The sequence below is a fragment of the Mesorhizobium sp. P2_F5 genome, from assembly GCF_056403715.1.
In genome coordinates, this window is record NZ_JBFUEY010000005.1 from 1 (window position 1) to 19,951 (window position 19,951).

Below are 19,951 nucleotides of genomic sequence, written 5' to 3' on the forward strand. Positions count from 1 at the left end.
AGGCCGGAAACAGCTGCGGCTGATCGATCAGCCAGGGGCGAAACGTCTTGCTCATGCCCCAAAGAATCACGCCGTAATCCAGCTGTCTAGGCGCAGCCCGCCGCCGACCGCTCATTCCACACCCAAATACGGGGACAGGCTCCTAGGCGCTAGAACTACTCGTTTGCACGAGGCCAGCCACCAAAGCCACCATTCCTCATCCAATGCCGGGTATCGGCGGTTGGCAGATCGGAGGCAGAAATGGTCGCTCTTGCTCGCAGGCCCTGGGTTCCCTCGCATTGCGACGACTTCGCGCAGCAGCTCGCCGGGACGACAAGCGAACAGCGGAGCGACGCCGTGCTTGCCGCGGTCGAGAGCGGCATTGCGCTCAACCGGTCGATCCATGAGGCCGACTGCATCAACCTCAACCCGGCAACCAATGTGATGAATCCGAAGGCCGAGGCGGCCCTTGCGTCCGGCCTCGGTTCCCGCCCTTCGCTCGGCTATCCCGGCGACAAATATGAGATGGGACTGGAAGGTGTCGAGCAGGTCGAAATCATCACCGCCGAGCTCGCGGCTGAAATCTTTGGCGCGAAATATGCCGAGATCCGCGTGCCGTCAGGCGCCATCGCCAACCTCTATGCCTTCATGGTCGCAGCACGGCCGGGGGACGCGATCATCGTGCCTTCGCCTGCCATTGGCGGCCATGTCACGCATCACATGGCGGGCTGCGCCGGGCTCTATGGGCTCGACATCCATGCCGCGCCTATCGATGCCGATGGCTATACGGTCGATGTCGCAAGACTGCGCGAACTTGCCCGCTCGGTCCGGCCGAAGATGATCACGATCGGCAGCAGCCTCAACCTTCTGCCGCATCCCATCCGCGAGATCCGCGCGATCGCCGACGAGGTCGGCGCGCTGGTGCTCTTCGATGCGGCGCATCTTTGCGGCATGATCGCCGGGCACGCCTGGCAGCAGCCGCTGGAAGAGGGCGCCCATCTGATGACGATGAGCACCTATAAAAGCCTCGGCGGACCGCCTTCGGGCCTGATCGTGACCAACGATGCCGACGTCGCCGAGAAGCTGGACAGGATCGCCTTTCCCGGCATGACGGCCAATTTCGATGCCGCCAAATCGGCCGCCCTGGCCATCACGCTGCTTGACTGGAAAGACCATGGCAAGGCTTACGCGGCCGGCATGGCGGGGACGGCCAAGGCATTGGCAAGCGAACTCGCGGATCGCGGCTTGCCGGTCTTCTCGACCAGCAAGGGCCACACGACCTCTCATCAGTTCGCCATCGCGGCGGCCGAATTCGGTGGCGGCCAGGCGGCGGCAAAAAAACTGCGGCGGGCTAACATTCTGACCTGCGGCATCGGCTTGCCCATCGACGCGGTCGAGGGCGACATGAACGGCCTGCGCTTCGGCACGCCGGAGATCGTGCGCTGGGGCATGACCGAGGACGACATGCCCGAGTTGGCCGCCCTCATCGCCAGGGGGCTGCGCGGCAACGACGCCAGCGAAGCGGTCGCAGCCGATGTGATGCTATTCCGGCGCCGGTTCCAGAAGATGCATTTCGTGAACTGACCGCCTGAACCCGCGGGCAAAGCCCGCTTTCTCAAAAAACAAAGGGGAATAAAATGCGCATGATCTTGCGGATGATGACTGCTGCCCTGATGACGGCCGCCGCCATAGGTGTTGCGAGGGCGGACATCGTGCTGGGTGTGGCCGGCCCGATGTCGGGGCCGAACGCCGCCTATGGCGAACAGTATCGCATCGGCGTCGAAACGGCCGTCGAGCGCATCAATGCCAATGGTGGCGTGCTCGGCCAGAAGCTTGCCGTCTCGGTTGGTGACGATGTCTCCGATCCGAAACAGGGCGTCTCCGTCGCCAACAAATTCGTGGCCGACGGCGTCCACTATGTCGTCGGTCATTACAATTCCGGCGTCACCATTCCGGCTTCCGAAGTCTACGCCGAGAACGGCGTTCTGTTCGTCACGCCGACAGCCACCAATCCGATGGTGACCGAGCGCGGTTTGTGGAACGCCTTCAGGGCCTGCGGCCGCGACGACCAGCAAGGCATCATCGCCGCCAAATTCGTGCTCGAACGCTTCAAGGACAAGAAGGTCGCGATCGTCGACGACAAGTCGACGGCGGGCAAGGGCCTCGCCGACGAGATGGCCAAGGCCTACAATGCCGGCGGCGGCCAGGAAGTCCTGCATGAGGAGATCAACCCCGGCGAGAAGGATTACGCCTCGCTCGTCGCCAAGATCAAGCAGTCGGGCGCGGACCTCGTCTACTATGGCGGCCAGCACACCGAGGCTGGGCTGATCGTCAGGCAGATGCACGATCAGGGCGCCGCCACGATCCTGATGGGCGGCGACGGCATCTCCAACAGCGAGTTCGGCGCCATCGGCGGCGACGGCGCTGCCGGAACCCTGATGACGTCGTTCCCGGACCCTGCCACTTTCGCCGAGGCCAAGGACGCCGTTGCCGACCTGAAAGCCAGGAACGTGCCGACCGAGGCGGTGACGCTTTATGCCTATGCCGCGACGCAGATCATCGCCGAGGCGATCGCCAAGGCCAAGGCCGATGATCCCAGGGCCGCGTCCGACTATCTCCATTCCGGCGCCAGCATCTCGACCGTGCTCGGTTCGATCTCCTATGACGGCAAGGGGGATATCAAGCAGCCGGGCTTCGTCGTATTTGAGTGGCGGGAGGTCGAGGGTAAGCTGACCCCAGTCGCCCTCAAATAGAACTTCGCATCGGCGTCTGGGGCACCGGTCGCCGATGCCCCAGGGAGCCGGACGATGGCCGTCAATCCGCCTCGACCCCGAATGCCGCCGCTCAACAGCTTGAGGGCCTTTGAGGCGGCCGCCCGTCATCAAAGCTTCGCCAAGGCTGCCGACGAACTCGGCGTCACGCCTGCCGCCGTATCGCATCAGGTCAAGGCGCTCGAGGCATGGCTGGGCTCGCCGTTGTTCGCACGCCATGCACAAGGGTTGCATCTGACCGAGGCCGGCCGCGCGGCGTTGCCGGCCTTCTCCACGGCGTTCGACGCCATGGGCCTTGCCGTTCAGGAACTGCGCATCTCGGCGCCGAGGCCGCAGGTCAGCATCGCCGCGCTGCCGTCGATCGCCCAGCTTTGGCTTGCGCCACGCCTGTCGGCGCTGCGCTCAGCCCTTCCGGCGCTTCGCCCATCCATTCATGCGCTGGAGGAGCCGCCGGACTTCAGGCGTGAGCCGTTCGACCTCGCTATCTTCCTGACCAGGCATGCCCCAGCCGGCAGCCGCGCGTTCAAGCTTAGCGACGACGCCATCTTTCCGGTCTGCGCGCCGGCCCTGGCGCAGCAGCTGAAAACGCCGGCCGATCTGTCGTCGCAACTTCTGCTTTGGGACACGACCTGGACCGGCGACTGGAGCCTGTGGTTCGAGGCTGCCGGGATAAAGGGGCCATCGATCGACACCGGCTCCGAGTTTTCGCTCTACAGCATGGCGCTGCAGGCGGCGATCGATGGCGCAGGCGTGCTGATGGGACATGAGGCGCTGGTGTCGCGCGCGCTGGCCGCCGGTTCGCTCGTGGCGCCATTCCCGAGACGTGTCGCCACCGGCCTCAGCCTGTCCATCCTGGCGCCGGACCGTCCGCCCGCGCAGGCTGCGCAGATGATCGACTGGCTGCTTTCGCAACAGCAGGTCTGATGCGGTCGGCGAGCCGGCGGCGGTCCTTCTTCCACCACCGACTCCCCTAGGATCACTGCACTACGTCCAGATGACCCTTCATATTGGGATGAAAGCGGCAGAAATAGTCGACTGCTCCTGCTGCTTTCAGGGTCATTTTTCCTGTTGACTTGGGCGCGATCTTCACCTCCCAGCCGCCTTTCACCGTGGCGGTGTGGGCGAAAGCATCCTTGTTCACCCACTCGATCGTATCGCCTGCCTTGGCCTCGACGCTTGCCGGGGAGAAGGCGAGCTTCTCGATCGTAACCTCGATCGTCGCCGCCATTGCCGGCGGCGCGAACAGCACCAGCGCCAGCGCGGCCGAGAGTATCCGCGTAGCCATTGTCATTTCAGCATGCCGGCGACGTGTTCGGCATGCTGCTCGTGGCCCTGGAAGATCTTGAGGCCGGTTTCGAGCAGGTCCTTCAGCTCAGCATTGCTGGCCGAGGGGATCAAAAGCGTCTCAAGGGCGCCATCGACCTGCTTGTGGTAGGCGACCTCGTTTTCGATATAGGCCTTGTCGAAGGCGGCACCTTCGAGCTTGGCGAGCTTGGCATGCTCTTCTTTCGCTGCCTTGCTCAGCGCCTGGCTGGTGGCATTGTCTTCCGGCGTTACCTTGAGCTTCTTGACCAGGTCGAGCGCCTGTTTGTTGACCGCCTCATGGTCGCGCTCCATGTCCTTGGCGAAATCGACGATCTCCTTGGTCTTTGACGTCTTGATGGCCAGTTTGGCTGCCTCGACGTCGATTGCGCCCGCGGTGTAGGCGATATGGGCGATCTGCGGATCGGTGGGCTTGTCCGCAGCCTGCGCCAGCGGGGCGGCGCCCATCAACAGGACGGTGGCGAGCGCGGCTATATGTCGAGTAAACATGGCATCTCCTTCGCCCGACCGCGAAGGCGGCGGGCTTCATCTGGGTTGACGCGTATTGGATGCGGGAGGGGAAGAAACGTTCCCTAGGAATCGGCGAAGAGCGAAGATCAGCTTTGCAAGCCGAGCCGCTTCATCACCGCTTCGGTCAATCGCTCGCAGCGCCGGCCAGCGAAGGGAAATGCATCGAGTAGCACCGGGCCGATTTCGTCATCCAGCGCCTTGCGCACCAGGGCGCGCGCCCGGTGCAGTCTGGTCTTGACGGTCTCGGGCCGCACGCCAAGCAGATCAGCCGTTTCCTCGATGTTCAGGCCCTCGATAACGCGAGCGACAAAGACTGTCCGATAGACATCGGGAAGATTGTCGGTCGCTCGCTCGACCAGCCTGAGGATCTGCCGCTGCGCCATCGTCCGCTCCGGATCGTCGCTTGGATTGAGGGGGAACTGGATGATTTGTGCTTCCTGGTTTGCAGGCATCGCCACGGTGCGCCGCCTCTTTCGCAAGCGGCCGAGCGCTTCGTTGATGACGATGCGCGACAGCCAGGTGGCCAGGGAAGCATCGCCGCGAAACGTCGCCAAAGCGGCAAAGGCCCGGACATAGGCTTCCTGGACAATGTCCTCGGCCTCGCTGTCATTGCGCACGACGCCGCGCGCGAGGCGGTAGAGCCGCTGATTGTGCATTTTGATGATGGCGCGGAAGGCATCCGCCTCGCGCGCCATTGCGCGGTGGACAAGCAGCATATCGCCGGACGCGGAAACCGCTACGGGTTGTATTGCGGACTTTCTGGTCACGACCGCTCTCCCTGGCCAAACGCTTGATCGAGACATTGGACGCGGTCGCGGACAAAAGGTTCCCGACCTTTCTCCACCCGAGGCGATCTACCCTATAGCTTTGGTCGCCACCTTGTCTGCCGTTTGCATTCGCGCCGCTGCTGCCAGGAGATCCGTCTGCGTGATCAGACCGAGAATATGCCGCTCGCCGTCAACAATGACCACGGCATGGCTGCGACCGTCTGTGAGCACGGGAAGCAGGCTCATCGCTGGTGTGTCGGGGGAGGCGGTGCCGGCGTTCGACATCACGCCTTTCACCGTTTCGGTGGCTCTCGTCAATTCGCGCAGGCCGACAGCGCCGACCAGCCTGGCCTCGGCGTCGACCACGGGCAAGGTGCGGATGTTGTGGTCGAGGAGTTGCTGTCGCGCCTGATCGGGCGAGGCGTGTTCAGGCACCGACACCACATCGCGGGACATAATGTCGGCGCACAGCAACGTCCGGTGCGAGCGGACCATGGCCTGCAGCTCGACCTGGCGCAGCAGCAGTTCGAGGTCGCTGCGATCGATATCGAAGCTCTCGTCCAGCGCGCCAAGCGCGGCATCGATATCCTCGGGCCTGAAGCCGACGCGCTGCGCCGCCGGCGGGTCGGCCGTTCCATGGCTGTTGGCGACAGGAGAGGGCCGGTGCGGATAGCTGCGCCGCGACAGCCTGTGGAAAGCGTAACCGAGCGCGACCAGAATGATCGAGTTCAGCGCCACCGGCACGAAGGGAAACAGGAAGCCGGCGCTGGTCACGGCTGGTCCGCCGAGCACGGCGGTCAGCGCGGCGGCTCCGCCCGGCGGATGCAGGCAACGCGTGAACGACATGGCGGCGATCGCCAGAGCCACGGCTATGCCCGTGGCGAGAGCCGGCTCATGCACGAAATGCGCAACGATCACGCCGATCAGCGCGGATATGGTGTTGCCGCCGATGATAGACCATGGCTGCGCCAGCGGGCTCGCAGGCACCGCAAACAGCAGCACCGCCGACGCGCCCATCGGCGCCACCAGCAGAGGCACATGCGGGCCGTTGCCGAGCACCAGCGCGCCGATCGCCCCCGTCAGCGCAATGCCGATCATCGCGCCGATACAGGCGATGAGGCGCTCACGCAGCGTCGCTCCGGCGAGAATGGGGACAAAGAGACGAAAGGCCATGGCAAGCTCGGTCTGGCTGGAAGTTGCGGCTCGAAGCGCATTTCAATGCGAGCTGACTGCCAGCTTTGAAAGTCAATCCAATCCGAAAAGCCGCATAGTGGGGAAATAACATTGCGCGCGGCCGCGCAATGAGCGGCTTTGCGACATCGGGCGTCTCACAAAGCTTCCCAGCCAGTCTTTTCAGGCCTTTGTGCCGGTTTGCGGATTCAGCTTGGCAAGCTGCCGTTCATGCCGCAGCCGCAGCGGCCAGTCCGCGCAGAATATCAGCCTTGAGGTCCTCGACATCCTCGAGCCCGATCTGCAGGCGGAGCAGCGGCCCGTCATAGGGGCCCTTGGCGACGGTGCGATCGCCGAGGAAGACCGGCACGGCAAGGCTCTCATAGCCGCCCCAGGAATAGCCGAGGCCGAAGATCTTCAGCGCATCGAGGAAGGCGTGCTGCTGTTTCTGGCCGCCGCCCTTGAGCACGATCGAGAAGATGCCGCTTGAGCCGGAAAAATCGCGCTTCCACAGCGCATGATCGGGATGGCTGGGGAGCGCAGGGTGCAGCACGCGCGCCACGCCGGGCTGACCCTCAAGCCAGGTGGCAATGGCAAGCGCGCTCTTTTGATGGTGATCCAGCCGCACGCCCATCGTGCGCAGGCCGCGCAGCACCTGGTAGACGTCGTCGGGGCCGGCGCAGCAACCCATCGTGTAGAATGTCTCGCAAAGCTGTTTCCAACAATCGGCATTGGCCGACACCGTTCCCATCAGCACATCGGAATGACCGGCAGGGTACTTCGTCGCCGCATGGATCGAGATATCGACGCCGTGGTCGAGCGGGCGGAAATAGAGCGGCGTCGCCCAGGTGTTGTCCATCATGACGATGGCACCGGCCGCGTGCGCCGCCTTGGCAATGGCCGGGACGTCCTGCACCTCGAAGGTGTTGGAGGCCGGCGATTCCGTGAGCACGACTTTGGTGTTCGGCTTGATCAGCCTGGCGATGCCGGCGCCGGCATATGGATCGTAATACTCGACCTCGACGCCCAACCGCTTCAGCATCGTGTCGGCGAAATTGCGAGTCGGGTGATAGACCGAATCGACAATCAGGATGTGATCGCCCGCCGACAGGAACGCCAGCAGCGGGATCGTCACCGCCGCCAGGCCCGACGGTACCAGGATGGTGCCGGCCGAGCCCTCCAGCGCGTCGATCGCATGCGCCAGCGCGTCGGTCGTCGGCGTGCCGCGCGTGCCGTAGGTGTATTTCTGGCTGCGCGCCGCCATCGTCGCCGCATTGGGGTAAAGCACGGTCGAGGCATGCACGACCGGCGGATTGACGAAGCCGAAATAGTCGTGCGGATTGTTGCCCGAATGGGCAAGCCGCGTGTTGATGCCCAGTTCGCTGCTGTCTGTCGCCATGGTTTGCCGCCTGTCAAATGATGTCAGGAGAACAGCCATAAGGCGGCGGCAAAGCCCGCGCAACAGCCGTTGATCCGCCAAGCGGTGGGGTTTACATGGGCCAATCCATGGGTTCGGGCCTCCAACAAAGCATAGCTACAGTGACAACGGAGTGTGCCGGGAGCGATGGACTTGCGCGGCTGCTTCTTTGACTGATTTGTTTGCACGGGTTGCCGATTTCCTGGTGCCCTTGTGCGCATTTCAGGCATTCGCGGCAATTGCTTTTCAAAGCTGTCGTGAATCGGTCATTTCCCTTGACCTCACAGGAATAATCGCCTTCGATGCAGTTCGTGAATGGGAGGGGCCGGGCGTCGGTTACGACGCGGGGTTCCGGAATGCACCGGATGGGAGCCGGGTTCACGCGGGAAAAAGATCAGGATTTGCCTGAGGATCAGGGTTTACCTGAAAACAGAAAAGGGTCTGTGGGTTATGAAACACATTGCAATTGGCATTCTCGGCGCCGCTGCGCTTGGATGGATGGCTTCGGCCGCATCGGCGAGCACGCTCGACGACGTCAAGGCTAAAGGCTTCATCCAGTGCGGCACCAACACCGGCCTGGCTGGCTTCGCCGCGCCTGACGACAAGGGTGAATGGAAGGGCATCGATGTGGATTTCTGCCGCGCTGTCGCGGCCGCCGTCTTCGGTGACGGCACCAAGGTCAAGTTCACCCCGCTCAGCGCCAAGGAGCGCTTCACCGCGCTGCAGTCGGGCGAGGTCGACATCCTGTCGCGCAACACCACCTGGACCATCAACCGCGATACGGCACTTGGCCTGAACTTCGCTGGCGTCACCTACTATGACGGCCAGGGCTTCATGATCAACGCCAAGAAGTTGCCGGGCGTCAATTCGGCGCTGCAGCTTTCGGGCGCGGCGGTCTGCGTGCAGAGCGGCACCACCACCGAGCTCAATCTCGCCGACTACTTCAAGGCGAACAAGATGGAGTACAATCCGGTCGTCTTCGAAAAGCTTGAAGAGGTCAACGCCGCCTATGACGCCGGCCGTTGCGACGTCTACACCACCGACCAGTCGGGTCTCTACGGCATCCGCCTGACGCTCAGCGCGCCGGCCGATCATGTCGTGCTGCCCGAGATCATCTCCAAGGAACCGCTCGGCCCGGCCGTGCGCCAGGGTGACGACCAGTGGTACCACATCGTCAAGTGGACTTACTTCGCGCTGTTGCAGGCAGAGGAACTGGGCATCACCCAGGCCAATGTCGAAGAGATGAAGGCTTCGGATAACCCGGAGATCAAGCGCGTGCTCGGTCAGGAAGCCGAAACCAAGATCGGCACCGATCTCGGCGTGAGCAATGACTGGGTCGTCAACATCGTCAAGGCAGTCGGCAATTACGGTGAGATGTTCGAGCGCAATGTCGGCACCGGCAGCCCGCTGAAGATCGCGCGCGGCATCAATGCGCTGTGGACCAAGGGCGGCCTGCAATACGCGCCACCGATCCGCTGATCGAAATGTGATCCGGAAGGCAGATCGTCTGCCTTCCGGTTTCTCTTTCCAGGGGATGGGTCCAATGGCGTCGCAGGAAGTTCTTCGCGAGGAACCGAGCCGAGGTTCCTTCATCAACGATCCAAAAGTCCGCGCGGTTTTCTTCCAGGCGGTGGTTGTCATCTTGCTGGTGGCGGGCGTCTGGTGGATCGTCCACAATGTCATCGAGAATCTGCAGCGCCTGCACATTGCTTCCGGTTTCGGCTTCCTCAAAAACCGCGCCGGCTTCGACATCTCGGAAAGCGCCATCGCTTACAGCTCGGACAGCACTTATGGCCGTGCCATTGTCGTCGGGCTGATCAACACCATCATCGTCGCCGTTGCCGGCATCATCACCGCGACCATCATCGGCTTCATTGTTGGTATCGGCCGCTTGTCGCACAACTGGCTGATCCGCAAGATCTGCACGGTCTATGTCGAGGTCTTTCGCAACATCCCGCCGCTGCTGGTGATCTTCTTCTGGTACTCGGGCGTGCTGGCGGTCTTGCCCGTGGTACGCGAAAGCATCAACCTGCCGTTCGGCTCCTTCCTCAACCAGCGCGGCTTCTATTTTCCACGCGCTGTGTGGGGCGATGGCTCCTGGCTGATCTTCGTCGCTTTGCTTGTCGGTATCGCCCTGGCGTGGTTCGTCGCTCGCACGGCGCGCCAGCGGCAGATGGCGACTGGTCAGCAGTTTCCAGTACTCTGGACCTCGCTGGCCCTGATCATCGGCCTGCCGTTGCTCGCCTACGTGCTGAGCGGTTTTCCGCTGACCTTCGATTTTCCGAAGCAATCGACCTTCAACCTGACCGGCGGTTTCCAGGTCAAGCCGGAGTTCCTTTCGCTCTATCTGGCGCTGTCCTGCTACACTGCGGCCTTCATTGCCGAGATCGTGCGCGCCGGCATTCTCGGTGTCAGCAAGGGCCAGACCGAGGCGGCAGGGGCGCTGGGGATGCGGCCGGGATCGATCCTGCGGCTTGTGGTCGTGCCGCAAGCCATGCGCATCGTCATCCCGCCGCTGACCAGCCAGTATCTCAACCTGACCAAGAACTCGTCGCTGGCCATCGCCATTGGCTACCCCGATCTAACGGCGACAGCCGGTACGGTGCTGAACCAGACCGGCCAGGCGGTCGAGGGCGTTCTGATCATGATGGTCGTCTATCTCGTCATCAGCCTGGTGACGTCGGCAGTCATGAACGTGGTCAACGCCAGAATGGCGCTGGTGGAGAGGTAACGGCCATGCAGGAACATGATACCGCCTGGGTGCGGACCGAAATGGCACTGGCGCAACAGGCGCCGGCCGGAGTGCGCGGCCCCTTGGCCTGGGTTCGCAAGAACCTGGTCGGCTCGGTGGGCGACATCATCCTGACTGTCCTGGGCATCGCGCTGGTGGTGCTGATCCTGCCGCCAATCATCAACTGGGCCTTCATCAGCGCCCAGTGGGTGGGAGCGGACCGCACGGTATGCGCCACGGCGGCGCAAGGCGGCATTCAGCCGGACGGCTGGTCCGGCGCCTGCTGGGCCTTCGTCAACGCCAAGTTCGGCCAATTCATGCTCGGCCGCTATCCGATAGAAGAGCGCTGGCGGCCGATCCTGGTCGCCATCCTGTTCGTGGCGCTGCTGGTGCCGCTGCTGATGCCGCGTGTACCGCGCAAAGGGCTGAACGCCATCCTGCTCTTCCTGGTGCTGCCGATCGTTGCCTTCGTGCTGCTGGTCGGCGGCATGTTCGGCCTGCCGCATGTCGAAACACAGCTGTGGGGCGGCCTGCTGGTGACGCTCAGCCTGTCTTTCGTCGGCATCGCGGTGTCGCTGCCGATGGGCATCGTGTTGGCCCTCGGCCGGCGCTCCAAGATGCCGATCGTCAAGACACTGTGCGTGGTCTTCATCGAATTCGTTCGCGGCATCCCGCTGATCACCGTGCTGTTCTTTGCCAGTGTCATGCTGCCGCTGTTCCTGCCTGCCGGCGTGTCCTTCGACAAGTATCTCAGGGCGTTGATCGGCGTTTCGCTGTTTGCCGCCGCCTATATGGCCGAAGTGGTGCGCGGCGGCCTGCAGGCAATCCCCAAGGGTCAGTATGAGGGTGCGGATTCGCTTGGCCTCGGCTACTGGCAGAAGATGGTTCTGATCGTGCTGCCGCAGGCGCTGAAGCTGGTCATTCCCGGCATCGTCAACACCTTCATCGGCATGTTCAAGGACACCAGCCTGGTCATCATCATCTCGATGTTCGACCTGCTTGGTGTCGTCAAGCAGAACTTCTCCGATCCCAACTGGGCGACGCCGCAGACCACCAAGTCCGGCCTGATCTTTGCAGCCTTCGTCTTCTGGCTGTTCTGCTTCGGCATGTCGCGCTATTCCATGTACACGGAACGCCGGCTCGACACCGGCCACAAACGCTAAAAACAAAAAGGGGAACCTGCCATGGTCATAGAAAACGCCGTCAGCGCCGAAGAGATCAAGGTCGATGCCAAGAAGATGCACATCTCGACCACCGATGTCGCCATCGACATTATCGGCATGCACAAATGGTATGGCGAGTTCCATGTGCTGAAGGACATCAATCTGAAGGTGATGCGCGGCGAGCGCATCGTCATCTGCGGTCCTTCGGGTTCCGGCAAATCGACCATGATCCGCTGCATCAACCGGCTGGAGGAACACCAGAAGGGCAAGATCATTGTCGACGGCAAGGAACTCACCAACGATCTCAAAAAGATCGACGAGGTGCGCCGCGAGGTCGGCATGGTGTTCCAGCACTTCAACCTGTTTCCGCATCTGACCATCCTGGAGAACTGCACGCTGGCGCCGATCTGGGTGCGCAAGACGCCGAAGAAGCAGGCCGAGGAAATCGCCATGCACTTCCTCAAGCGCGTGAAAATCCCGGAACAGGCCAACAAATATCCGGGCCAGCTGTCGGGCGGCCAGCAGCAGCGCGTGGCGATCGCGCGCTCGCTGTGCATGAACCCGCGCATCATGCTGTTCGATGAGCCGACCTCGGCCCTCGATCCCGAAATGATCAAGGAAGTGCTGGAGACGATGGTCGGCCTTGCCGAGGAAGGCATGACCATGCTGTGCGTCACCCACGAAATGGGCTTTGCCCGCAAGGTCGCCAACCGGGTGATCTTCATGGATCAGGGCCAGATCGTGGAACAGAACACGCCGGCCGAGTTCTTCGACCATCCGCGCCACGAGCGCACGAAGCTCTTCCTGTCGCAGATCCTGCACTGATCGTTTCGATGCAAACAAGAAGAGCCCGGCCGCAATGCGACCGGGCTTTTTTGCTATTTGGGGTCGGACGATGACGCCGGGAGACCGCAAGGCCACCGCCGCATGAAAAAAGCCCTGCGTTTCCTGGCCATGCTGGTTATCGCGGTCGTGCTTGCCGCAACGCTCGGCACTTTGGTGCCGCGCCCGCTCTGGCCGGCGGCCGCTGCAGGTGAGGGCACGCGCCACATTCTGGTGCTGAAGAATCCGATCCACACCGACATCGCCATTCCGGTCGATGATGCCGTGCGCCGGCGCTTTCGTTTCCTGGTCGATGCCGGCATCCCCGCGGATGCTCCTGAGGTGCGCTACATCGTCTTTGGCTGGGGCGGCCGCGCCTTCTATCTGGAGACGCCGAGCTGGTCTGAGCTGAAAGCAGTGCCTGTGCTCAAGGCGCTGACGCTGGACGCCTCGGTCATGCATGTGGATATCGCAGGCGCCATCGCCGAGCCGCATCCCGCCGTCACCGGCTTCGACATCGATGAGGAGCGTTTTGCAGCACTGCTCGATTACATCGACGCGAGCTTCCAGCAAGGGCCGAACGGTCCGGTTGTCATCGAGAATGCCGCCTATTCCCGCTTCGACCGCTTCTTCGAGGCGAACGGCCATTTCAACGCGCCGGTCGGCTGCAACACTTGGACGGCGGCGGGTCTGCGCACCGCTGGCCTGCGCACCGGCTGGTGGAACCCACTGCCGGCCTCGCTCGGCCTGTCGATGCGGCTTTACAACTAGGCAAAAACGGCATCCCGGCGCCGCTCAGCGCCGAATGATTTTCTGCGGCTCCCAGCCGTAGAGCCAGTCGAGATCGGCCACGAGCTTTTCGGGCGAGCGCATGGCCAGGAACAGGTTGCGGGCGATCGCCACCGGACCGGCGGCGTGCCAGGCCAGGCGGTTGACGGCGCCGCGACGTGCTGCCTTGGCGACCCGCGGTCGCCGCAGGTTTTCCCAGATTTGAAGACTTCCCGCCGGATCGGCGGGGAAATCGGCGGTGACGTCAGCCAGCATTACGGCATCCTCGATCGCCATGGCCGCACCTTGCGCCGCAAACGGCGTCATCGCATGCGCGGCGTCGCCGATCAGGGCGACGCCTTGCGGGCTCGTCCACCGCCTTTGTTCGACGGTGTGGATCGGAAAGGCCGTCCACGGGCCGGCCAGCGCCACAAGCTTCGCCAGGCCTGGCGCGGTGTGGCGCGTGGCGCCGTCGAGCACAGCTGGGTCGGCACGGCCCGACCAGGCTTCGGCTATCCGCTCGCCCTTGGTGAAAGCGGCGAGATTGAAGGCGCGGCCCTTGCTGACGGGATAGGCGACCATGTGGAAACCGGGATGCAGGAAAGTGGTGACGCAGTCGGCGGCGCCGATGGCGGCAAAGGCTTCTCCGGCGGCGTTCTCGGCCGCGATCGTGGCCCGCCAGGCAAGTTCGCCGGAGAAATGGCTCTTGCCGAAGCCCGTAAGTTGCGCCCGAACCGACGACCAGACACCGTCGGCGCCGACCAGGAGCCGGCCACGGGCCTCGATGGCGTGGCCATCCGCTTCGGCGGTCACGGCAACACCTTGCGGGTTGATGGCGAGCCTGCTCACCCGGGCACCGGTGATGAGCTCAATCCCCGGCCGTTCAGCGGCCTGCGCCAGCAGCGCCGCCTGCAGATCGGCGCGGTGGGTAACGAGATAGGGCGCCTGCCAGCGCGCTTCGGCGGCTTGCCCAAGTGGCACCCGAGCCAGTTCGCGCAGCGTCCCGGCGTCCTTGAGCACGACCGCTTCCGGTCGCAAGGCCGCCGGCAGCAGCCGGTCGAGCACGCCGAGTTTTCGAAGAATGCGTGTTGCGTTGGGCGAAAGCTGAATGCCGGCGCCGGCTGCTTCGAGGCGCGACGCCTGTTCGAACAGTTTTACGGGATAGCCGCGTTCGGCGAAGGCAAGGGCAACCGTCAACCCGGCAACGCCGGCCCCGGCGATTATGACCTGCCGGGACCTGATGTCTTCCATCGGGCTAGCCGCGACAGGATCAGGCGGCCTGGTCGATGTAAATGCAGCCGGCGGGCAGGGTTTCCGTCGCCTTCAGCTTCGCCGAATAGCGGTAGAGCGTCGAGCAATAGGGGCAGACCTTTTCATTGTCGTCGCCCATGTCGAGGAAGACATGCGGATGATCGAAGGGTGGGTTGGCGCCGGTGCACATGAATTCCCTGACACCGATGTCGATCGCCGGATGGCCGGCATCGTTCTGGAAATGGGGAATGGAACCGCCTGCCATCATCGTCTCCTTAACGCAGTCTCGTCTGCATCTGGATCATAACAGCTCTCTTTGCAAGATCGATGAAATGAAACTGTCGTAAAACCCTGTCAGAGGATAAGTTAAGCCGGTTAAGCGCATGACCCCGGAAGCCGAGCTACTCCGCGACGGATCATGCGTCACAAAGGCATGTTAGAGCGTCCATGGCCATCTCGGCATGTGCGGCGCTCCAAGGGAACGGTTGCGGGCAGGAAACCATGAATGAACTGAAGCCGGTGCAGAGCGAATTCATCAATGTCGAGGTGGCGAGCCCCGAGGGCGGCAATCCCGACCGTTTCGTCAACCGCGAATTCTCCTGGCTGCAGTTCAACCGGCGCGTTCTTGAGGAATCGCAGAACGAGCACCATCCGCTGCTCGAGCGGGTCCGCTTCCTGTCGATCTCGGCCGCCAATCTCGATGAATTCTTCATGGTCCGCGTTGCCGGTCTTGCCGGCCAGGTGCGCGAAGGCATCGCGCTCAAGAGCCCCGACGGCCGCACGCCCGAGCAGCAGCTCGAACAATTGCTGCGCGAGGTCGAGCGGCTGCAGGAGGACCAGCAGAACAGCCTGTCGGCGCTGATGCTGCTGCTCAACAAGGAAGGTATTGAGAGCATCACCCGCGATGCACTGACCAAGGATGAGAAGGTCTGGCTGGAAGACCATTTCCAGGACCAGGTCTTCCCGGTGCTGACCCCGCTGTCGATCGACCCGGCGCATCCGTTCCCGTTCATTCCCAACCTCGGCTTCTCCATGGCGCTGCAATTGCGCCATCGCAAGAATGGCGAGGAGATGAGCGCGCTCTTGCGCCTGCCGGTGGCGCTGAAGCGCTTCATCCGTCTGCCCGACCGCAAGCAGCATGTTCGCTTCATCCCGCTCGAGGAGGCGGTCGGCCTCTATATCGGCAAGCTGTTCCCCGGCTACGAGGTCAAGGGCTCCGGCACCTTCCGCATCATTCGAGACAGCGATATCGAGGTCGAGGAGGAGTCGGAAGATCTCGTGCGCCTGTTCGAGACGGCGCTGAAGCGCCGCCGCCGCGGTTCGGTCATCCGCATCGAATTCGACAAGTTGATGCCCGGCGAATTGCGCGAGTTCGTTGCCGGCGAGCTTGGCGTCTCTTCGAGTCGCATCAGCGTGCTGACCGGCCCGCTGGCGCTCAGCCAGATTTCCGAGATCGTTGCCGTGCCGCGCGACGACCTCAAATTCAGGCCCTACAATCCGCGCTTTCCAGAGCGCATCCGCGAGCATGGCGGCGATTGTTTCGCGGCCATCCGCGAGAAGGACATCGTCGTCCACCACCCCTATGAATCCTTCGACGTGGTGGTGCAGTTCCTGCGCCAGGCGATGGCCGATCCGGAAGTGGTGGCGATCAAGCAGACGCTTTATCGCACCTCCAACGACAGCCCGATCGTGCGCGCGCTGGTCGACGCGGCCGAGGCCGGCAAGTCGGTGACCGCGCTGGTCGAGCTCAAGGCGCGCTTTGACGAGGAAGCCAACATCCGCTGGGCGCGGGACCTCGAGCGCGCCGGCGTCCAGGTCGTGTTCGGCTTCCTCGAACTGAAGACGCATGCCAAGATGTCATTGGTGGTGCGTCGCGAGGACGGCAAGCTGCGCAACTATGTGCATCTGGGCACCGGCAACTACCATCCGGTCACCGCGCGCATCTACACCGACCTGTCCTTCTTCACCACCGATCCGACGATCGCGCGCGATGTCGCGCAGCTGTTCAACTTCATCACCGGCTATGCCGAGCCAACCGATGAGATGCGGATCGCCATCTCGCCGTTCACGCTGCGCAGCCGCATCCTGAAGCACATTGCCGACGAGATCGCCCATGCGCTGGCGGGTCGGCCGGCGCGCATCTGGATGAAGATGAACGCGCTCGTCGATCCCAACATCATCGACGCACTCTATGACGCCAGCCGTGCCGGCGTCGAGATCGACCTCGTCGTACGCGGCATCTGCTGCCTGCGGCCGCAGGTGCCCGGCCTGTCGGAAAACATCAGGGTCAAGTCGATCGTCGGCCGCTTCCTCGAACACAGCCGCATCTACTGCTTCGGCAACGGCCACGGCCTGCCCTCGGACGGGGCGATCGTCTACATCTCCTCGGCTGACCTGATGCCGCGCAATCTCGACCGCCGCGTCGAGACCATGGTGCCGATCACCAATCCAACTGTGCATGAACAGATACTTGGCCAGATCATGCTGGGCAACATCATGGACAACCAGCAAAGTTTCGACGTATTGGCTGACGGAACCTCCCGGCGCGTCGTGCTGGAGGAGGGTGAGGAACCGTTCAACGCGCAGGAATATTTCATGACCAATCCTAGCCTGTCCGGACGGGGCGATGCGCTGAAGTCGCATGCGCCCAAGCGCATCGCGCAGTTCAAGCGCCGCAAGAAAAACGCTGCAGCGTCCGGCTGATGATTTCAACGTCCCAGGGCCGGCTTCAGGATCGCCGACCGCTGTCCATCATCGACATCGGCTCGAACTCGATCCGCCTTGTCATCTATGAAGGGCTGGCGCGTTCGCCGACCACGCTGTTCAACGAAAAGATGCTGGCCGGCCTCGGCCGCGGCATCGTTTCGACCGGAAAGCTCGATCCCGAGGGCGTGACCCGCTCGATGGAAGAGTTCCGCCGCTTCCGCGCGCTGTCGAACCAGGCCGGCGCGGAGCATATGTACGTGCTCGCAACGGCCGCGGCCCGCGAGGCAATCAACGGCCCCGATTTCATCCACCGCGCCGAGGATGTGCTGAAAACCGAGATCCGCGTGCTGACCGGCCGGCAGGAGGCGCACTATTCGGCGCTCGGCGTCATCTCCGGCTTCCACCCCGCCAACGGGATTGCCGGCGACCTTGGCGGCGGCAGCCTGGAGCTGATCGACGTCAGCGGTGAGGCGATCGGCGACGGTATCACGCTTCCGCTGGGCGGCCTGCGGCTGCAGGATATGGCGAAGAATTCGCTCGCCCAGGCGGCCAAGATTACGCGCGAGCAACTGGCGCGGGCCAAGCTTTTGAAGGGCGGGCAGGGCAGGCCCTTCTATACCGTCGGCGGCACCTGGCGAAACCTCGCCCGGTTGCACATGGAAATGAGCAATTATCCGCTCGGCGTCATGCATCACTACGAGATCTCGGCCGAAAGCGCGTCGGCTTTCCTCAAACAGGTGGCGAAGCCCGAGATCGAGAAGGTCCGGGGCATCGAAGGCGTGTCGAAGAACCGCCGTTCGCTGCTGCCCTATGGCGCGGTCGTGCTGCAGGAGATCATGGCGGCGATGCAACCGTCGAAGATCATCGTTTCGGCGCTCGGCGTGCGCGAAGGCTTCCTCTATTCGCTGCTCGATCAGGCCGAGCAGAAGGCAGATCCGCTGGTGTCCGCTTCGGAGGAGCTGGCCCGGCTGCGCTCGCGTTCCGTCACCCATGCGCATGAGCTTGTCGAATGGACGGGCAAGACCTTTGCCGCCTTCGGCATCGACGAGACCGACGACGAGGCGCGCTACCGCCATGCCGCCTGTCTGCTGGCCGATATAGGCTGGCGCGCGCACCCGGAATATCGCGGCAAGCAGTCGCTCAACATCATCGCCCACGCCTCCTTCATCGGCGTCGACCATCCCGGCCGCGCCTTCCTGGCGCTGGTCGGCCTGTTTCGCCACGAGGGCGTGTTCAACGATGCCGCGCCGGAAATCCGCGGCCTGGCGACGCCGCGCTATCTTGAGCGCGCCCGCATCCTGGCGGCAGTGCTGCGCGTCGTCTACCTGCTGACCGCTGCCATGCCCGGCGTCATGCCGCGGCTGAAATGGGAAAGCCGCGGCAACGGCACGCTGGCGCTGGTGCTGCCGGCAGCACTTTCCGACCTTTACGGCGAGCGCCCGGCCGGACGCCTGGCGCAACTGGCGCGGATCACCAACCGCCGGCTGGTGCTGGCGGTCGAGGGCGGGCAGAGCGTGTCGGTGAAGTAGCCTCTCGAGGTCGAGCAGCGCTCAGGACGAGCGGCGCCCATCGATCGACCAGGCGCCGGCACCTGCCATGGCCAGCGCCAGGAAGCCGCCGGCGATGGCAATGTCCTTCATCAGCATCTGCTGGTGCATGAAGGCGAGCATTGGATCGTCGCCGCCCTGGCCATAGTGGCCGATGGAGCCAGCGACGATGCAGAAGGCGGCAAGCAGCAGCGCGACCAGCGGCGTCTGGAAGCCGACCAGTATCAACAACCCGGCTATCAGCTCGAACAGGCCGGTGCCCCAAGCCGCAAGCGTCGGCAGCGGCATGCCTAGACCGTCGAAATAGCCAGTCGTGCCGGCAATGTCGGCAAGTGCGTGATAGCCGGATGGAATGAACAGCGCGGCGAGCAACAGCCGGGAAAGCAGAAGCAATGCGTCGCGGGGCATGGTCGTCTCCGTTGTCTGTCCGCCGGCTGTCCTGCCCCCGATCCTAGCAGGGATGGGACGCGGGTGCGCTTAGACAGACAACGAAAAAGCGGCGTGGAAAATTCCACACCGCTTTTTTCAGGCTTGGGAGGGAAAGCTCAGCCACGCTTGGCGTCTATCGAGTAGGCGCCGGGGCCTGAGGAAGCCAGCAGAAGGAAACCGCCAGTGATGGCGACGTTCTTCAGGAAATGGATCATCTGATTCTGGTCGGCCCAGCCGGTATGGGCCACAAGAGCTGTTGCGATGGTGAAGATGGCGAGCACCCAGGCGGCGATGCGGGTCTGGAAACCAACGAGGATGGCAATGCCGCCGAGCAATTCGATCAGGCCGACGACGATGGCCGTCACTGTCGGCACCGGCAGACCCATTGCGCCAAAGTAGCCGGCGGTGCCGGAAATGGCGGTGAGCTTGCCGAAGCCGGAAAGCAGGAAGATGGCAGCGAGCAGGATGCGGCCGAGCAGGATGGTGGTGGAGCTGTTGGACGCGGTGCCGGCGCCGGCGGTGGAAGTGTTGATGGACATGGTGGGCTCTCCGAAAAAGGGTTGATGCCCTGTCAGATAGACCAAGCCGACTGTTCAC

Annotated in this window: 19 protein-coding genes; 10 read left to right on the forward strand and 9 right to left on the reverse strand. The window is 63.3% G+C overall.

What is annotated here, in order from left to right:
• The first annotated feature begins 240 nt into the window (after positions 1–240).
• The 3 genes from AC1DYO_RS09325 to AC1DYO_RS09335 are packed head-to-tail and all read left to right on the forward strand — an operon-like array spanning position 241 to position 3,674.
• Entirely contained in the window at positions 241–1,563 is a 1,323-nt protein-coding gene (locus AC1DYO_RS09325) for an aminotransferase class I/II-fold pyridoxal phosphate-dependent enzyme (RefSeq protein WP_477262478.1), read from the forward strand.
• 53 nt (positions 1,564–1,616) lie between these two features.
• On the forward strand, positions 1,617–2,732 hold the full coding sequence (locus tag AC1DYO_RS09330; protein WP_477262480.1) for a branched-chain amino acid ABC transporter substrate-binding protein: 1,116 nt from the start codon (positions 1,617–1,619) through the stop codon (positions 2,730–2,732).
• 54 nt (positions 2,733–2,786) lie between these two features.
• A complete protein-coding gene (locus AC1DYO_RS09335) occupies positions 2,787–3,674 on the forward strand; it encodes a LysR family transcriptional regulator (RefSeq protein ID WP_477262482.1) in 888 nt (295 codons plus the stop codon).
• A 52-nt stretch (positions 3,675–3,726) separates the two neighbouring features.
• Here the strand turns inward: AC1DYO_RS09335 and AC1DYO_RS09340 are convergent, their stop codons facing one another.
• From AC1DYO_RS09340 to AC1DYO_RS09360, 5 genes are all read right to left on the reverse strand, one after another.
• Positions 3,727–4,035, reverse strand: coding sequence for a cupredoxin domain-containing protein (locus AC1DYO_RS09340; protein ID WP_477262484.1), 309 nt, complete (start codon positions 4,033–4,035; stop codon positions 3,727–3,729).
• Positions 4,036–4,037: 2 nt separating this feature from the next.
• Positions 4,038–4,562, reverse strand: a complete 525-nt coding sequence (locus tag AC1DYO_RS09345) for a DUF4142 domain-containing protein (RefSeq protein WP_477262486.1) — start codon at positions 4,560–4,562, stop codon at positions 4,038–4,040.
• A 107-nt stretch (positions 4,563–4,669) separates the two neighbouring features.
• A complete protein-coding gene (locus tag AC1DYO_RS09350; protein ID WP_477262488.1) occupies positions 4,670–5,350 on the reverse strand; it encodes an RNA polymerase sigma factor in 681 nt (226 codons plus the stop codon).
• Positions 5,351–5,437: 87 nt separating this feature from the next.
• Positions 5,438–6,523, reverse strand: coding sequence for an HPP family protein (locus AC1DYO_RS09355; RefSeq protein WP_477262490.1), 1,086 nt, complete (start codon positions 6,521–6,523; stop codon positions 5,438–5,440).
• A 226-nt stretch (positions 6,524–6,749) separates the two neighbouring features.
• Positions 6,750–7,919, reverse strand: coding sequence for a cystathionine beta-lyase (locus AC1DYO_RS09360; protein WP_477262492.1), 1,170 nt, complete (start codon positions 7,917–7,919; stop codon positions 6,750–6,752).
• A gap of 468 nt (positions 7,920–8,387) precedes the next feature.
• On the opposite strand from AC1DYO_RS09360, the gene AC1DYO_RS09365 reads away from it, so the two are divergent.
• The 5 genes from AC1DYO_RS09365 to AC1DYO_RS09385 all read left to right on the forward strand — a co-directional run bounded on the left by AC1DYO_RS09365 (position 8,388) and on the right by AC1DYO_RS09385 (position 13,424).
• Positions 8,388–9,416, forward strand: a complete 1,029-nt coding sequence (locus AC1DYO_RS09365; protein WP_477262494.1) for an amino acid ABC transporter substrate-binding protein — start codon at positions 8,388–8,390, stop codon at positions 9,414–9,416.
• A gap of 64 nt (positions 9,417–9,480) precedes the next feature.
• Positions 9,481–10,668, forward strand: a complete 1,188-nt coding sequence (locus AC1DYO_RS09370) for an amino acid ABC transporter permease (protein ID WP_477262496.1) — start codon at positions 9,481–9,483, stop codon at positions 10,666–10,668.
• A 5-nt stretch (positions 10,669–10,673) separates the two neighbouring features.
• The gene (locus AC1DYO_RS09375) at positions 10,674–11,831 is read left to right on the forward strand and encodes an amino acid ABC transporter permease (protein ID WP_477262498.1); all 1,158 of its coding nucleotides are present in this window, start codon (positions 10,674–10,676) and stop codon (positions 11,829–11,831) included.
• A 21-nt stretch (positions 11,832–11,852) separates the two neighbouring features.
• The gene (locus tag AC1DYO_RS09380; protein ID WP_023671483.1) at positions 11,853–12,656 is read left to right on the forward strand and encodes an amino acid ABC transporter ATP-binding protein; all 804 of its coding nucleotides are present in this window, start codon (positions 11,853–11,855) and stop codon (positions 12,654–12,656) included.
• 102 nt (positions 12,657–12,758) lie between these two features.
• Entirely contained in the window at positions 12,759–13,424 is a 666-nt protein-coding gene (locus AC1DYO_RS09385; RefSeq protein ID WP_477262500.1) for a TIGR02117 family protein, read from the forward strand.
• Positions 13,425–13,448: 24 nt separating this feature from the next.
• On the opposite strand, the gene AC1DYO_RS09390 is transcribed toward AC1DYO_RS09385, so the two are convergent.
• Together AC1DYO_RS09390 and AC1DYO_RS09395 are read right to left on the reverse strand one after the other, a co-directional pair.
• Positions 13,449–14,672, reverse strand: a complete 1,224-nt coding sequence (locus AC1DYO_RS09390) for an FAD-dependent monooxygenase (protein WP_477262502.1) — start codon at positions 14,670–14,672, stop codon at positions 13,449–13,451.
• A gap of 19 nt (positions 14,673–14,691) precedes the next feature.
• Entirely contained in the window at positions 14,692–14,937 is a 246-nt protein-coding gene (locus tag AC1DYO_RS09395) for a zinc-finger domain-containing protein (RefSeq protein ID WP_477262504.1), read from the reverse strand.
• A 236-nt stretch (positions 14,938–15,173) separates the two neighbouring features.
• On the opposite strand from AC1DYO_RS09395, the gene AC1DYO_RS09400 reads away from it, so the two are divergent.
• Both AC1DYO_RS09400 and ppx read left to right on the forward strand, forming a co-directional pair.
• Positions 15,174–17,375 carry an RNA degradosome polyphosphate kinase gene (locus tag AC1DYO_RS09400; RefSeq protein WP_477262506.1) on the forward strand — a complete coding sequence of 734 codons (2,202 nt, stop codon included), beginning with the start codon at positions 15,174–15,176 and terminating at the stop codon, positions 17,373–17,375.
• Positions 17,375–18,907: an exopolyphosphatase gene (ppx, locus tag AC1DYO_RS09405; RefSeq protein WP_477262508.1), complete on the forward strand. Its 1,533-nt coding sequence runs from the start codon at positions 17,375–17,377 to the stop codon at positions 18,905–18,907. Before AC1DYO_RS09400 ends, ppx begins: the two co-directional genes overlap by 1 nt.
• Before the next feature lie 21 nt (positions 18,908–18,928).
• On the opposite strand, the gene AC1DYO_RS09410 is transcribed toward ppx, so the two are convergent.
• Positions 18,929–19,333, reverse strand: coding sequence for a DoxX family protein (locus tag AC1DYO_RS09410; RefSeq protein WP_477262510.1), 405 nt, complete (start codon positions 19,331–19,333; stop codon positions 18,929–18,931).
• Positions 19,334–19,470: 137 nt separating this feature from the next.
• The gene (locus tag AC1DYO_RS09415; RefSeq protein WP_477262512.1) at positions 19,471–19,893 is read right to left on the reverse strand and encodes a DoxX family protein; all 423 of its coding nucleotides are present in this window, start codon (positions 19,891–19,893) and stop codon (positions 19,471–19,473) included.
• Positions 19,894–19,951 lie beyond the last annotated feature (58 nt).

Bases quoted from the DNA above. Each gene is read 5' to 3' on its own strand.
- AC1DYO_RS09400 (WP_477262506.1), top strand. From the start codon at position 15,174: ATGAATGAACTGAAGCCGGTGCAGAGCGAATTCATCAATGTCGAGGTG.
- AC1DYO_RS09395 (WP_477262504.1), bottom strand. From the start codon at position 14,937: ATGGCAGGCGGTTCCATTCCCCATTTCCAGAACGATGCCGGCCATCCG.
- AC1DYO_RS09375 (WP_477262498.1), top strand. From the start codon at position 10,674: ATGCAGGAACATGATACCGCCTGGGTGCGGACCGAAATGGCACTGGCG.
- AC1DYO_RS09380 (WP_023671483.1), top strand. From the start codon at position 11,853: ATGGTCATAGAAAACGCCGTCAGCGCCGAAGAGATCAAGGTCGATGCC.
- AC1DYO_RS09365 (WP_477262494.1), top strand. From the start codon at position 8,388: ATGAAACACATTGCAATTGGCATTCTCGGCGCCGCTGCGCTTGGATGG.
- AC1DYO_RS09360 (WP_477262492.1), bottom strand. From the start codon at position 7,919: ATGGCGACAGACAGCAGCGAACTGGGCATCAACACGCGGCTTGCCCAT.
- AC1DYO_RS09415 (WP_477262512.1), bottom strand. From the start codon at position 19,893: ATGTCCATCAACACTTCCACCGCCGGCGCCGGCACCGCGTCCAACAGC.
- AC1DYO_RS09410 (WP_477262510.1), bottom strand. From the start codon at position 19,333: ATGCCCCGCGACGCATTGCTTCTGCTTTCCCGGCTGTTGCTCGCCGCG.
- AC1DYO_RS09390 (WP_477262502.1), bottom strand. From the start codon at position 14,672: ATGGAAGACATCAGGTCCCGGCAGGTCATAATCGCCGGGGCCGGCGTT.
- AC1DYO_RS09345 (WP_477262486.1), bottom strand. From the start codon at position 4,562: ATGTTTACTCGACATATAGCCGCGCTCGCCACCGTCCTGTTGATGGGC.
- ppx (WP_477262508.1), top strand. From the start codon at position 17,375: ATGATTTCAACGTCCCAGGGCCGGCTTCAGGATCGCCGACCGCTGTCC.
- AC1DYO_RS09340 (WP_477262484.1), bottom strand. From the start codon at position 4,035: ATGGCTACGCGGATACTCTCGGCCGCGCTGGCGCTGGTGCTGTTCGCG.
- AC1DYO_RS09370 (WP_477262496.1), top strand. From the start codon at position 9,481: ATGGCGTCGCAGGAAGTTCTTCGCGAGGAACCGAGCCGAGGTTCCTTC.
- AC1DYO_RS09385 (WP_477262500.1), top strand. From the start codon at position 12,759: ATGAAAAAAGCCCTGCGTTTCCTGGCCATGCTGGTTATCGCGGTCGTG.
- AC1DYO_RS09355 (WP_477262490.1), bottom strand. From the start codon at position 6,523: ATGGCCTTTCGTCTCTTTGTCCCCATTCTCGCCGGAGCGACGCTGCGT.
- AC1DYO_RS09335 (WP_477262482.1), top strand. From the start codon at position 2,787: ATGGCCGTCAATCCGCCTCGACCCCGAATGCCGCCGCTCAACAGCTTG.
- AC1DYO_RS09330 (WP_477262480.1), top strand. From the start codon at position 1,617: ATGCGCATGATCTTGCGGATGATGACTGCTGCCCTGATGACGGCCGCC.
- AC1DYO_RS09325 (WP_477262478.1), top strand. From the start codon at position 241: ATGGTCGCTCTTGCTCGCAGGCCCTGGGTTCCCTCGCATTGCGACGAC.